This is a genomic window from Hyphomicrobium sp. (assembly GCF_009026145.1).
GTDB lineage: Bacteria > Pseudomonadota > Alphaproteobacteria > Rhizobiales > Hyphomicrobiaceae > Hyphomicrobium_A.
This window is the reverse complement of record NZ_WBUE01000020.1, coordinates 65,986-78,579: the sequence shown is the minus strand read 5'-3', so window position 1 is coordinate 78,579 and position 12,594 is coordinate 65,986. Positions and strand designations below refer to the sequence as shown.

13 protein-coding genes are annotated in these 12,594 nt (G+C 65.6%); 10 read left to right on the top strand and 3 right to left on the bottom strand.

The window, feature by feature from the left end:
- Positions 1–372, bottom strand: a 372-nt coding sequence (locus F9K20_RS15015; RefSeq protein ID WP_291003429.1) for an L-threonylcarbamoyladenylate synthase, incomplete at its 3' end; no start/stop codon positions are given.
- Between the two features lie 192 nt (positions 373–564).
- Between F9K20_RS15015 and F9K20_RS15010 the strand changes: the two genes are divergently transcribed.
- The 8 genes from F9K20_RS15010 to dxs all read left to right on the top strand — a co-directional run bounded on the left by F9K20_RS15010 (position 565) and on the right by dxs (position 9,006).
- Positions 565–933 carry a DUF2513 domain-containing protein gene (locus F9K20_RS15010; protein ID WP_291003426.1) on the top strand — a complete coding sequence of 123 codons (369 nt, stop codon included), beginning with the start codon at positions 565–567 and terminating at the stop codon, positions 931–933.
- Between the two features lie 14 nt (positions 934–947).
- Positions 948–2,234, top strand: a complete 1,287-nt coding sequence (locus F9K20_RS15005; protein ID WP_291003423.1) for a hypothetical protein — start codon at positions 948–950, stop codon at positions 2,232–2,234.
- 95 nt (positions 2,235–2,329) lie between these two features.
- The gene (locus F9K20_RS15000) at positions 2,330–3,868 is read left to right on the top strand and encodes a hypothetical protein (RefSeq protein WP_291003420.1); all 1,539 of its coding nucleotides are present in this window, start codon (positions 2,330–2,332) and stop codon (positions 3,866–3,868) included.
- A 176-nt stretch (positions 3,869–4,044) separates the two neighbouring features.
- Positions 4,045–4,932: an NAD(P)-dependent oxidoreductase gene (locus tag F9K20_RS14995; RefSeq protein ID WP_291003418.1), complete on the top strand. Its 888-nt coding sequence runs from the start codon at positions 4,045–4,047 to the stop codon at positions 4,930–4,932.
- A 239-nt stretch (positions 4,933–5,171) separates the two neighbouring features.
- Positions 5,172–6,122, top strand: coding sequence for a histone deacetylase family protein (locus F9K20_RS14990; protein WP_291003415.1), 951 nt, complete (start codon positions 5,172–5,174; stop codon positions 6,120–6,122).
- A gap of 28 nt (positions 6,123–6,150) precedes the next feature.
- Positions 6,151–6,420 carry an exodeoxyribonuclease VII small subunit gene (locus F9K20_RS14985; RefSeq protein ID WP_291003412.1) on the top strand — a complete coding sequence of 90 codons (270 nt, stop codon included), beginning with the start codon at positions 6,151–6,153 and terminating at the stop codon, positions 6,418–6,420.
- A gap of 334 nt (positions 6,421–6,754) precedes the next feature.
- Positions 6,755–6,940, top strand: coding sequence for a hypothetical protein (locus F9K20_RS14980; RefSeq protein WP_291003409.1), 186 nt, complete (start codon positions 6,755–6,757; stop codon positions 6,938–6,940).
- A 143-nt stretch (positions 6,941–7,083) separates the two neighbouring features.
- Positions 7,084–9,006, top strand: a complete 1,923-nt coding sequence (gene dxs / locus F9K20_RS14975; RefSeq protein ID WP_291003406.1) for a 1-deoxy-D-xylulose-5-phosphate synthase — start codon at positions 7,084–7,086, stop codon at positions 9,004–9,006.
- 48 nt (positions 9,007–9,054) lie between these two features.
- On the opposite strand, the gene F9K20_RS14970 is transcribed toward dxs, so the two are convergent.
- Both F9K20_RS14970 and F9K20_RS14965 read right to left on the bottom strand, forming a co-directional pair.
- Entirely contained in the window at positions 9,055–9,786 is a 732-nt protein-coding gene (locus F9K20_RS14970) for a superoxide dismutase (protein WP_291003403.1), read from the bottom strand.
- A 195-nt stretch (positions 9,787–9,981) separates the two neighbouring features.
- On the bottom strand, positions 9,982–10,455 hold the full coding sequence (locus tag F9K20_RS14965) for a DUF4399 domain-containing protein (protein ID WP_291003400.1): 474 nt from the start codon (positions 10,453–10,455) through the stop codon (positions 9,982–9,984).
- A 65-nt stretch (positions 10,456–10,520) separates the two neighbouring features.
- Between F9K20_RS14965 and F9K20_RS14960 the strand changes: the two genes are divergently transcribed.
- Together F9K20_RS14960 and F9K20_RS14955 are read left to right on the top strand one after the other, a co-directional pair.
- A complete protein-coding gene (locus F9K20_RS14960) occupies positions 10,521–11,258 on the top strand; it encodes a TlyA family RNA methyltransferase (protein ID WP_291003397.1) in 738 nt (245 codons plus the stop codon).
- Positions 11,251–12,486, top strand: a complete 1,236-nt coding sequence (locus F9K20_RS14955; protein WP_291003394.1) for a class I SAM-dependent RNA methyltransferase — start codon at positions 11,251–11,253, stop codon at positions 12,484–12,486. The genes F9K20_RS14960 and F9K20_RS14955 overlap by 8 nt, the downstream gene beginning before the upstream one ends.
- Positions 12,487–12,594 lie beyond the last annotated feature (108 nt).

Below are 12,594 nucleotides of genomic sequence, written 5' to 3'. Positions count from 1 at the left end.
CGCCACCGGATGGTCGGGCGCGCGCACGGCGAGCGTTGCGAGCCCGCCGGTGACGAGGTCGGACAGACTGGAGTCCGGGCGCTTGTCGAGCACCAGCGTCAGCGGACCCGGCCAGAAGGCGTCGATCAGCCGCCGCGCCAGCGTCGTCAGCCGCGCGTGCTGGCCGGCGTGGCCGACGTCGAGCACGTGCACGATCAGCGGGTTGAAGCGCGGCCGGCCCTTGGCGGCGAAGATCGCCGCCACCGCCTGGCCGTTGGTGGCGTCGGCGCCGAGCCCGTACACCGTCTCGGTCGGGAAGGCGACGAGCCGCCCGGCGCGCAGGTGCTCCGCGGCATCGCGTATCGCTTCCTCATCTGCCTTGACGATGGGCATGGCGGCTCCGGCCTCTAACTCCGGCGCCTCTCTTACCCCCGCGGGCTGAATTCTGTCCAAACAGGTTCGCGCCAAGGGTATGAAATCGCCTGATTTGTTCTCTGCTTCTGCAATCTGCTCTACTTAGATTTCCACAGGACGCTGCTCGCGAATCACGCATTCTGCAGGCACACACCTCCTGGAGTGTCGACCATGACGCGTGACATGGACTTGCTTCGCGGGCTGCTGCTCATCATCGAGGAGCAGGGTGAGCGTATGCGTCCTATCAGGAACATCACTGTCGATGGCTACTCTGATCAGCAGGTCACTCACCACATTTGGCTGCTGATGGATGGCGGGTTCATCGAAGCCGTCGACTTCACCACGTATGAAAAGGAACACTATCAACCACGCTGTCTAACGTGGCGCGGCACCGAATTCTTGGAGACCGTGCGCGAGCGGGATAATTGGGAAAAAACAAAGAGCATCGCTCACCGGGTCGGCACGGACTCGCTTAAGATGTTGATGGAGATCGCGACCAAGGTCGCACAAGACAAACTCGCAGGCGTGTTCGTAACCTGATCTGTGCTAATCAAATGGCCGCGCTCAACTACACTCGAAGCTCTGGGCTCAACGCGCTGCTGCTGCGGAGCTTCGCGGAACTTGTCGGGGACACGGAACTCAACCGACACTTAAAACGCATTCGTGCTGCTTTAAGAAGCCGCGAGGTGGTTAGTCCAGCGTCTATCGCTCGCTATTCCATTCCCATCGGACTCAGTCGGTTTTACGGGCGCCGCATAACCGAAATTAGGAACCTCACACTCAGCAAGGAACCGGAGCTATATGATGCGTTTGCGTTTGTAGCTGGAGCCGTTGAGTTCTCCCGTCACATGTCCCCATCTGCTCGCAGCATCTTGAAGGGACGCGTTCTGAGCGCATTGAAGCCCGCGTTCGATGCACGACCACTGGCTCACGAGTTCCGAACGGCATTCTGTTTCGCCCAACAGGGCTGGGACATTGAATTCTCAGATTTTGAAGGCAAAGCACGCCACGATTTCCTCGCGCGCCAAGGGGAAACGTCGCTTGAGATTGAGTGCAAGACAATCACCGCCGACTGCGGGAGTGCGGTGCACCGCGAAGAATTCGAGCTTTTAGGGAACGATTTGCTTAGGCGATTGAAGAAACTGAATCTAAGCGGAACTTCGGTACGGATCGATGTCGCACTAGCTGACCGCCTTCCCAAGGACTCGGGTTCCAAGGGCGAGATTGTAGGGGCAATAGAACAGATGCTTACGAGCCCCATAACTAGCGCACTGGTCCGGGGCACGAGCATTACCCTGCAACGGTACGGCCGATCTCCGCTTAGCGATAAGGATCTCCAGGCGTCTGCCGTCCGGCTGATGGAGAACATAAGAGAGGAGTGCAACGGCTCTGTTTTTGGCTTCTTTTCGAAATCTCAGTTCATTGCTATCCATCTTTTCAGCACCCGCAAGTCTATCGTTGGCGAGTCGATCAGTGACACCATCGCTGAAGCTTCCCCTCAGTTTTCGAAATCCAAACCCGCCATCGTGTGCGCCCACTTTACTGATTTGGCCGATCCAGAGCTGAACCTGCTGATCCAAAGCTCTAAGGATGGAAAGCCCACGCTGCTTGAGGCCGTGGCTACAAAGATGTTCAACGACAAAAAGCATGATCACATCGCGGCGCTATTCTTCACTGCGCAAGCTCCGGTCGGTCGTTTCGATGGGCAGGGTACGATCATCCATACGCCCTACTTCTCTGAGCGAGGAACGCTATACCCTCTTTGGAACAAGAACTGCCGGCTGAACGAGCCGTTTGAAGTATTGGCTTTTAAGTCGCCGCCTTCGATCCTCTCCCGCTGACTGACACTCGCGATGATGTGCTCTTCCAGCCCGGCCGGGCTGAATTCTGTCCAAAGGGCGTGTAATCTCGCCGCGTCAAAGCGGGATGGACGGCGATGCACCTCACCCTGGCGATCGGTCACTGCCTGATGCGCGCAAGCTGCGCGGCGCTGCTCCTGGCGGCGGCGACCGGCAGCGCGCAGGCCAACTGGCTATCGCGCCTCTCGCGCATCGGCGCCGAGGTCGGCGAGGTCGGCGCCGCGGGCACCAAGGCGGGACGCCTCGGCATTGTCGAATTGGAGCGGGCTGCCGCGCACATCAAGACGCTGCCTACCGGCGCCAAGGGCGCCGTGCTCGCCGCCCACGCGACGCCGGAAGGCCATTGGAAGTTCGTCAACCGCGAGGGCGAGGTGTTCACCGCCGGCACGCCGGAGGAGATGCAGCGCGTCGTCCCGACCCTGCTGCCCGAGGCGGCGCCGGGCGGCAAGCTCGGCATCTACCTCTCCGAGGACACGCTGTTCCGCGACCGCGCGCTTTTGAAGGACCTGCCGCCCGGCGCCAGCCTCTACGTCGTCGCCCGGGGTGACAGCTACCCGCTCATCGCCCGCGCCGATGCCGGCACGGATGCGCTCTATGCCGCCGTGCGCCGCAACCTCCTCGTCGAGACGCGCGAGCGCGCCCTGTTCGACGAGGCGATTGCCCAATTGGAGCGCCCGCTCACCCGCTCCAGCATCCGCACCCTGGCGCTGGAGCCTGGCGGGCCGGGGACGCTGTCGTCCTACCCGCGGCTCGACCCCGACAGCAAGGCGGCCCTCGTCGACGCCGTCGATCCGCCCTCGCTCGCCGGCGCGCTGTCCTCGGTGCGCGGGCAGACGGTGCTCGTCACCGGCCGCGTCGACGGCAATCTGCTCCACTTCCGCCCCTCGAGCGGCGCCGAGCAGAGCCTCAAGCTGTCCGACCTCAAGGGGGCGGCTGCCGAGGCCGACGTCAATCTCGTCATCCTGCATGCGGAGGCGCCGCGCCAGCCGGGCGGACGCAACTGGCTGTGGCAGCGCATTTCCGTCGGTGGTCTCGACGATGCTTTGAAGCGGGCGACGCTGGGCGATTTCCTCGATGCGCTCGGTGCGCAGCGCGGCGAGTTCCGCGTCGGCATGCAGCGCGAGGGATCGGGGCGCGTCGCCATCCGCGCCCTTCCCGCCGACACCCCAAGCGAGCCGATCACCGGCATCGTCGGCGATCTGTGGACGAGCACCGTGTCGAGCCTCACCGGCAACGTGGTGACGACCGCGGTGGAGGTGCACGCGCGCGGCGAGGAGCGCCAGAAGGAGCTCGACCGGCGCATCGTGCCCTACATCCCGTCCTGGTATCAGTTCGCCTATCTCGCCGGGCTTATCGCCGGGGTGCTCGGCTGGCCAGTGGCGAGCGGCTGGTTCGCGCGCCTGTGGCCACAGGAAGAGCGCGAAGAGTATGGCGGCATCGTCGGCTACCGTGCCGCGCAGGCAGCGCGGCTGCTCGCCTACCTGGCGCTGTTCCTGCCCATCGTCGGTGTCCCCGCTCTCATCATGTCGCTGCTGCAGCAGCTGTGGGCGCTCGTCACCTTTCCCGTGCGCGCCATACGCTGGCTCTTCGCGCGCACCGAAGCGCGGGCCGGCTAGTGTGATGATCGAGAAGTCCGCTACATTGCGTTGGGCTGGGTGGTGCAGCGGACTTCTCGATCTGAATCACACTAGCGAAACATTACTTGGCTAGTGTCCTTCAGATCGCGAAATTCGTTCCGACCTTGCCGCACACTGAGACGAATTTCGCGATCAGGACACTAGCGGGCGTGGACATGGCGGGGCTCAACGGCAAGACGCTGCTCATCACCGGCGCCAGCCGCGGCATCGGCCTCGCCATCGCCAAGCGTGCAGCACGCGACGGCGCCAACATCGCCATCCTCGCCAAGACGCAGGAGCCGCACCCGAAGCTCGAAGGCACCATCGACACGGCTGCCGCCGAGGTCGGGGCGGCGGGCGGGCGCGCGCTGGCATTGGCCTGCGACATCCGCTTCGAGGAGGAGATCCTTCGCGCCGTCGAGGCGACCGTCGCCGCCTTCGGCGGCATCGACGTCTGCGTAAACAACGCCAGCGCGCTGTCGCTCTCGCCCATCGAGCAGACGACGGCGAAGCGCCTCGATCTGATGCTCGGCGTCAACACGCGCGGCACGCTGCTCATGACCAAGGCCTGCGTGCCGCACCTGCGCAAGGCCGAGAACCCGCACGTATTGATGCTGGCGCCGCCCCTGACGTTGAAGCCGGAATGGTTCGCCGGGCGCGTCGCCTACGCCATCGCCAAGTACGGCATGAGCCTCGCGGTGCTCGGCCTCGCCGAGGAGTTGAAGGCGGATGGGATTGCGGTCAACGCCCTGTGGCCGCGCACCACCATCGCCACCGCCGCCATCCGCAATGTTCTGGGTGGCGAGGCCGTCCTCCGCATGAGCCGCACCCCTGACATCGTTGCCGACGCGGCGCACCTCCTCTTCTCGCAGCCGGCGCGCAGCTTTACCGGCAACTTTCTCATCGACGACAGCTTCCTTTACGAGGTTGGCGGCGTGACCGATTTCGCGCCCTACAGCGTCGAGCCTGGCACGCCGCTGGCGCCCGATTTCTTCGTCCCCGACGTGCCTCCGCCACCGCCCGGCGTTACCATCGCCAGCCACCTCAAATTCGCGGACCCGTAACCCCTCACCCAGAAGCTCATTGCATTCGCTTCCGACCTCTCCCATTGGGAGAGGTTAAATGGTGCGCAAGCATCACCTCTCCCGGTGGGAGAGGTCGGCTGGACGCGCGAAGCGCGCCAGCCGGGTGAGGGGATGGGCCGTCAAATTGTCTTGAAGCGGCGGTCGTGCTGGCCCTTTCGGTCTGGCGCGTTAACATGGCGTCTCTACACGGCCCAAGAGCAGAACGCGGCAAGCGCACAATGGCGACGCTCCTCCTCACGCACCCATCATTCACCGCCCACGACACGGGACCCGGGCACCCCGAGCGGGCAGACCGTATGCGCGCCATCGACAAGGTGCTGGCGCACGAGATCTTCAACGGGCTCGTGCGCGAGGAAGCGCCGCTGCGCGACGACGTCGAGGCGCAAATCCGCCTCGCGCATCCCGAGGCACACCTGGAAAAGATGCGCGCGGTCGGTGAGCGCGCGCGCGAGCGCCGGCACTCTACCCACATCGACGGCGATACCGTCGTCTCGCCGGGCACCTGGGAGGCGGCGCTGCGCGCCGTGGGTGCCGGACTCGCCGCCATCGACGCGGTGATCGCCGGTAAGGCCACCAACGCCTTCTGTCAGGTGCGCCCGCCCGGCCATCACGCCGAGGCCGACCGGGCGATGGGCTTTTGCCTGTTTTCCAACGCCGCCATTGCCGGGCTCTACGCCCGCGCCAAGCACGGCGCCGAGCGCATTGCCATCGTCGATTTCGACGTTCACCATGGCAACGGCACGCAAGACATCTTCTGGTCGGACAAGGACTTGTTTTACGGCTCGACGCACGAGATGCCGCTCTTTCCCGGCACCGGGGCGGTTTCCGAGCGCGGCGTCGGCAATATCAACAACGCCCCGCTGCGCGCCGGCGATGCCGGCGAGCGGTTCCGCGAGGCGTTCGAATCGCGCATCCTGCCCGCCTTGCACGACTTCGGCCCGGACATACTTATCATCTCGGCCGGCTTCGACGCCCACCAGGCCGACCCGCTGGCGAACCTGCGGCTGGTCGAGGCCGACTACCTTTGGGCGACGGAGAAGCTCGCGGACATGGCGAAGCGGCACTGCAACGGCCGCATTGTGTCGATGCTCGAAGGTGGCTACGACCTCAATGCGCTGGCGCGCTCGGTCGCCGTCCACGTCAAGGCGCTGATGGACGCCGGCGCCTAAACTCGCAACGCAACCGTCGGGGCGCAGCATGGAACCGGTCAGCTCGAAGACGCAGCCCAAGCACGCGGACATCAAGGAGATGAGCTTCGAGCGCGCCCTGAAGGAGCTCGAGAGCATCGTCACGCGGCTGGAGCGCGGCGATGTCGAGCTGGAGGAGTCCATCGCCATCTATGAGCGCGGCGAGGTCTTGAAGGAGCACTGCGACCGGCTGCTGCGCCAGGCCGAGGCCAAGGTCGAGAAGCTCACCTTCGCCGCCGACGGCTCGCCCAAGGGCACCGAGCCTCTCGACCAGAAGTAGAATTGGGCGGCTGAAAGCTACGCGCGAACCGAGCGTGGCAATCGCGCGCAAGGCGAATGCGTGTCGGCGCTAGGGTCGGGCCGCGACCAGGCCCGACCTGCGGCGGAACGTCGTCCATGGCCCCGCGGCGCGAAAATTTTCTCGTTGCGAGCAAGAGGTTTAGCCCTGGGCCGGCGTTAGCCGTGTTTTGCGGCCACGCGCGGGATAGCCGCAGCCCTCTAGCGTATCGTCCGTAACCCCGTTACGTTGCGCCCGGCTCTAGGAGCGGGAGGCGCATTTTTATGCTTTTCATCCGGCAGTTTGAGCCTTGTGTTGATAATTGGGGAGAAGACCAATGAAGTTGTTGATGGCCCTTGCTGTCATGCTCAGCAGCCTCGCCGTGGTTGGCGTCGCCACCACCTCGCCGGCTGAGGCCCACTTCAAGAAGCGGCATCACCACGTTCATCACTACAAGCATCACAAGTGCCACAAGCACGTGCGCTGGTTCCGCAAGCACAAGAAGTGCCGCAAGCACTGGTAAGCTTCAGGCACTAGCACTACCGACGGCGCGGCTCCCCCCGGAGCCGCGCTTTTTCATTTCCTTGAGCCTCCGCGTCGATTGCTCCCTTGCGGGGGCGCGACAGTGTGACATAACAAAGCCCTACCACAGCACGGGATGGCTCGGTGGACACAGCTCCCAAGACGCCGCTTCTCGACCGCGTCAAGACGCCCGAGGACCTGCGCAAGCTCGACGAATCCGAACTTCCGCAGCTCGCGGCCGAGTTGCGCCAGGAGACGATCAACGCCGTATCGGTGACCGGCGGGCACCTCGGTGCCGGCCTCGGCGTCATCGAGCTCACCGTGGCGCTGCACTGGGTGTTCGATACCCCGCGCGATCGGCTGATCTGGGACGTCGGGCACCAGACCTATCCGCACAAGATCATCACCGGCCGGCGCGACCGCATCCGCACCTTGCGCGCGCCCGGCGGCCTGTCGGGCTTCACCCGCCGCGCCGAAAGCGAGTACGACCCGTTCGGCGCCGCGCACTCATCGACCTCGATTTCCGCCGGTCTCGGCATGGCCGTGGCGCGCGACCTCGCCAAGCGCGACAACAACGTCGTGTGCGTGATCGGTGACGGCGCCATGAGCGCCGGCATGGCTTACGAGGCAATGAACAACGCCGGCGCGCGCGATGAGCGCTTGGTCGTCGTCCTCAACGACAACGACATGTCGATCGCGCCGCCGACGGGTGCACTCAGCGCCTATCTGGCGCGCATCACCTCCAGCGGCACGTATCTTTATCTGCGCGACATCGCCAAGCAGCTGGCGCGGCAATTGCCGAAAAGCTGGGAGCGGCGCGCGGCGCGCGTGGAGGAGTACACGCGGCATCTGTGGCAGGGCGGCGCCTGGTTCGAGGAGCTCGGCTTCTACTATGTCGGCCCCATCGACGGACACAGCTTCGATCACCTGCTGCCCGTCCTCAAGAACGTGCGCGATGCGCACCAGGGGCCGATCCTCGTGCACGTCGTCACCAAGAAAGGCAAAGGCTACGCGCCGGCGGAGGCCTCCGACGACAAGTATCACGGCGTCTCAAAGTTCAACGTCGTCACCGGCGCCCAGGTCATCGCCAAGCCGAAGGCGCCGACCTTTACGCGCGTGTTCGCCGACAGCCTTGTCGCCGAGGCCAAGAAGGACGACAAGATCGTCGCCATCACCGCGGCGATGCCCGACGGCACCGGGCTTGATGTGTTCGGCAAGGCATTCCCCGAGCGCACGTTCGATGTCGGCATCGCCGAGCAGCATGCCGTCACCTTCGCCGGCGGTCTTGCCGCCGAGGGCTTGAAGCCGTTCGCCGCCATCTATTCGACGTTCCTGCAGCGCGCCTACGATCAGGTGGTGCACGACGTCGCCATCCAGCGCCTGCCGGTGCGCTTTGCTATCGACCGTGCCGGCCTCGTCGGCGCCGACGGCCCGACGCACGCTGGCTCCTTCGACATCACCTATCTGTCGTGCCTGCCGGGTTTCGTCGTCATGGCGGCGGCCGACGAGGCCGAGCTCGTGCACATGGTTGCCACTGCCGCGGCGATCGACGATCGCCCGTCTGCCTTCCGCTATCCGCGCGGCGAGGGCTTCGGCGTGCCGCTGCCGGCCGAAGGCGTGCCGCTCGAGATCGGCAAGGGGCGCATCTTGCGCGAAGGCTCGGCGGTGGCGCTTCTGTCGCTCGGGCCGCGCCTGCACGAATGTCTCAAGGCCGCCGACCAACTCGCCGCCTTCGGACTGTCGGCGACGGTGGCCGACGCGCGCTTCGCCAAGCCGCTGGATGAGGATTTGATCCGCCGTCTCGCCCAGAACCACGAGGTTCTGGTGACGATCGAGGAGGGATCCATCGGCGGCTTTGGCAGTCACGTGCTGCAGTTCCTCGCCGAAAGCGGGCTCCTGGATCGCGGCCTCAAGGTACGCACCATGGTGCTGCCCGACGTCTTCATCGAGCACGGCAAGCCCGAGCAGATGTACGAGCAGGCGGGGCTCAATGCCGGCGGCATCGTCACCACGGTGCTCGGCGCGCTCGGGCGCGAGACGCTCACCGACGCCGCCAGCCGGGCTTAATAAGGTGTCATCCTCGGGCTTATGCCGAGCGTAGGCGAAGACGGCAAACTAGATTGTCAGCGCGCCGGCCTTGGCCGCGGCGTAGCGCTCGCCCACCGCCTTCCAGTCGACGACCTCCCACCACGCCTCGAGATATTCGGGGCGGCGGTTCTGGTACTTGAGGTAATAGGCGTGCTCCCACACGTCGTTGCCCAACAACACCCGTCCGCCCTCCATCAATGGTGTGTCCTGGTTCGGCTTCGACACGAGCGACAGCTTTCCTTGCGGTGTCACGGCGACAAACACCCAGCCGGAGCCGAATACCTTGCCTCCCAAGGCGTTGAAGTCCTCCTTGAGCTTGTCGAGGCCGCCGAGATCGGAATCGATGGCCGCTTTGAGGTCGCCCTCCGGCGCACCGCCGCCCTTGCCCATCACCTGCCAGAACATCGAGTGGTTGGCATGGCCGCCGCCATTGTTGCGAACGGTGGTGCGGATGTCCTCCGGCAGCTCCGACAGCCGGCTGAGAATTTCTTCCAGCGGCATGGCGGCCACCTTGGGTTGATCCTTCACCGCCTCGTTCAGCTTCTTGACGTAGGCGGCGTGATGCTTGTCGTGGTGCAGCTCCATGGTCATGGCGTCGATGCTCGGCTCGAGCGCGCCGAACGCGTAGGGAAGCGGTGGCAGCTTGAACGGGCTCGCAGCATCGGCAGCGCCAGCCGTGGAGAGGCTCGGGCCCGCCATCGTCGACAAGGCGGCCGCTGCAGCGCCCTGCAGCAAGGTGCGACGTCCGATAGACAGCATGTGGCTTCTCCTGGATTGCTGTGAGGGTCGCGACACGTCTATGCGACCTCGATGACAACGGCGAAGCCGTCACGAACGATGCAGACGCGCCGCCGAAGGTCTTTGCGCTCACGGGAAGTTGATGGCCCCACCGGACGCAAAAACGGCCGCAGCCTGCGAGGCCACGGCCGTGCATCGCTCCAGTATCGAGCGCAGCTACTCAACGGTGATGCTGATCACGTCCGATTGCACCGGCGGGTCGTGCGGGATGTGGTTCTTATCGGCGAAAACGTCCTGCAGCGTGTGCTTGCCGGGCGCAAGCTCGATGGTTGCCTCGGTCTGCGCCTTGCCGAAATGCACGTGCTGGGCGTCAGCCGGAATTGGCGCATCGTAGTCCTCGAGGCTGGTGTCGATGAGCAAGTGGTGGTGGCCACTGTTCGGCTCGTTGGTGCCGGCCGCCACGACGTGCATGTCCTCGACGCCGAACTTCACCGTGATCGGGTTTTTGACCGTCGCGCCGTTCTTGGGCTCGATGAGGAACACCTTGGCGCCCGGGGGAGAAGGCGTGCGGTCACTCGCATCGGCGATAGGTGTTCCCTCTTTGTGAACTTCGTCATGGGCTGGGGTGCCGTTGTCACCGCAGGCAGCGAGCGACAGGACCAAGAGAGTAGCGGCGAGGGCGCGGCGCATGTAAATCTCCGGGGAATTTTGTGCACGTTGAACTCTGGCGCCGAAGATATCGTAAACTCGAGCTTATGCGAATGCGATTGGATATTGCCCTTGTCGAGCGTGGCCTGGCGCCCACCCGCTCGCGCGCTCGCGATCTTATTCGCTCGGGTCTGGTGCGCGTCGGCGAGCAGGTCTGCACCAAGGCCGGAACCGAGATCGCCGCAACGGAAGAGCTGACGCTCGATGAGGCGGCAGCGCGTGCCGTGTCGCGCGGTGGACAAAAGCTCGCCGCGGCGCTCGCTGCGTTCGAGTTCGACCCGCAAGGGCGCACGGCGCTCGACGTCGGCGCCTCGACCGGCGGTTTCACGCAGGTGCTCCTCGATCGCGGCGCAGTGAAAGTCTATGCCGCGGATGTGGGGCATGGGCAGTTGCACGCCAGCCTGAAAGCTGATCCGCGCGTCGTCTCGCTCGAAGGCCTCGATGCGCGGCGGCTGAACCGCGACACCGTTCCCGAACCGGTCTCGGCCATCACCGCCGACGTCAGCTTCATTTCGCTGATCAAGGCACTCGGTCCAGCCCTCGAGCTCGCCGCGCCGGGCGCATTCCTCGTCGCCCTCGTCAAGCCGCAATTCGAGGTCGGTCCGGAGCGCATCGGCAAGGGAGGGATCGTACGCGATGCAACGGCGCGCGAAGGCGCGCTGCAGTCCGTCGTCGCCTGGCTCGCCACGCAGCCGGGCTGGCGCGTCGCCGGCGCCATTCCTTCGCCCGTCAAGGGCGGCTCCGGTAACGTCGAATTCCTTGTCGGCGCGCTGCACGATGGGTGACACGCAGGCCCTCGACGTAGCGCGTCTCGGGGCGCAGGGCGACGGCGTCGCCGATACCGCCTCCGGACCCGTGTTCGTGCCCTTTGCGCTCCCCGGCGAGCGGGTGCAGGCCGACGTGCGCGGCGAGCGCGGGCGACTCATCGCCATCATGACGGCGAGCCCGGATCGCATTGCGCCGGTGTGCCGCCACTTCACCCATTGCGGCGGCTGCGCCGTGCAGCACATCCGCATGCCGGCGTATCTCGCCTGGAAGCGCGAGATGGTCGTCGCTGCCTTCGCCGCGCGCGGCATCGATGCGCCCATTGCGCACGTCGCCAGCGTGGGGCTCGGCGCACGGCGGCGCGCGGCGTTCTCGGCGCGGCGGACGGGGCGCGGCGTCGTGCTCGGCTTTCACGAGGCCAAGGGGGTCGACATCGTCGACGTGCAGGAGTGCCCGGTCACGGCGTCGGCCATCGTGCGGGCGCTGCCCGGCCTGCGGCGTCTCGCCGAGCCGCTGATGTCGCGGCGCGCGCCTGGGCGGGTCGTCGTTACGCTGGCCGCCAACGGCCTCGACGTCGCCATCGAGGACGTGCCGGGCGATCCGCCGCCCGAGGTGCGCGAGTTCCTGGCGCGCGAGGCCGCTGCGCTGAAGCTGGCGCGGCTGACGATCTCCGGCGACACGCTCTATCAGGCGACGGTGCCGGCGGTGCGCTTTGGCACCGCCAATGTGGTCCTGCCGGCCCGCTCCTTCCTCCAGGCGGCGCCCGCCGCGGAGGCGGAGATGGTGCGGCTCGTCACGCAAGCCGTCGGCGAGGCGAGGCGCGTCGTCGATCTCTTCTGCGGCATGGGCACGATCACGTTTCCCTTGGCGCAGCGTGCCCCTGTACTGGCCGTCGACGGCGACAAGCAGGCCGTCGCCGCACTGCAGAGCGCCGCCAAGCGCACGCCGGGCCTAAAGCCGATCGAGGCCAAGCTGCGCGATCTCTTCCGCGAGCCGCTGTCGGCAAGAGAGCTGCTGGGCTTCGACGCCGCCGTGTTCGACCCGCCGCGCGCGGGTGCGGCGACGCAGGCGGCTTTGCTTGCGGAGTCGAGCGTCAAGACGATCGCCGCCGTGTCGTGCAATCCGGCGACGCTGGCGCGCGATGCGCGCATCTTGCTCGACGGTGGCTACAAGCTCGAGCGCGTGACGCCGATCGACCAGTTCCTCTACTCGCCGCACATCGAAGCGGTCGCCGTCTTCCGCCGTTAGGTGACGGTATCTGCAACATTTATTCATGTTGCGCTCGATTTTCTGAGTGCTACGTTACACAGCGTTGTGTAACGCGTGTGAGCGTAGAGTTGCGAAGACGGGAGGGTG

Excerpts from the sequence above, each read along its gene's own strand:
- F9K20_RS15005 (WP_291003423.1), top strand. The coding sequence starts at position 948 with ATGGCCGCGCTCAACTACACTCGAAGCTCTGGGCTCAACGCGCTGCTG.
- F9K20_RS14995 (WP_291003418.1), top strand. The coding sequence starts at position 4,045 with ATGGCGGGGCTCAACGGCAAGACGCTGCTCATCACCGGCGCCAGCCGC.
- F9K20_RS15010 (WP_291003426.1), top strand. The coding sequence starts at position 565 with ATGACGCGTGACATGGACTTGCTTCGCGGGCTGCTGCTCATCATCGAG.
- F9K20_RS14985 (WP_291003412.1), top strand. The coding sequence starts at position 6,151 with ATGGAACCGGTCAGCTCGAAGACGCAGCCCAAGCACGCGGACATCAAG.
- F9K20_RS14960 (WP_291003397.1), top strand. The coding sequence starts at position 10,521 with ATGCGAATGCGATTGGATATTGCCCTTGTCGAGCGTGGCCTGGCGCCC.
- F9K20_RS15000 (WP_291003420.1), top strand. The coding sequence starts at position 2,330 with ATGCACCTCACCCTGGCGATCGGTCACTGCCTGATGCGCGCAAGCTGC.
- F9K20_RS14955 (WP_291003394.1), top strand. The coding sequence starts at position 11,251 with ATGGGTGACACGCAGGCCCTCGACGTAGCGCGTCTCGGGGCGCAGGGC.
- F9K20_RS14970 (WP_291003403.1), bottom strand. The coding sequence starts at position 9,786 with ATGCTGTCTATCGGACGTCGCACCTTGCTGCAGGGCGCTGCAGCGGCC.
- F9K20_RS14990 (WP_291003415.1), top strand. The coding sequence starts at position 5,172 with ATGGCGACGCTCCTCCTCACGCACCCATCATTCACCGCCCACGACACG.
- F9K20_RS14980 (WP_291003409.1), top strand. The coding sequence starts at position 6,755 with ATGAAGTTGTTGATGGCCCTTGCTGTCATGCTCAGCAGCCTCGCCGTG.
- F9K20_RS14965 (WP_291003400.1), bottom strand. The coding sequence starts at position 10,455 with ATGCGCCGCGCCCTCGCCGCTACTCTCTTGGTCCTGTCGCTCGCTGCC.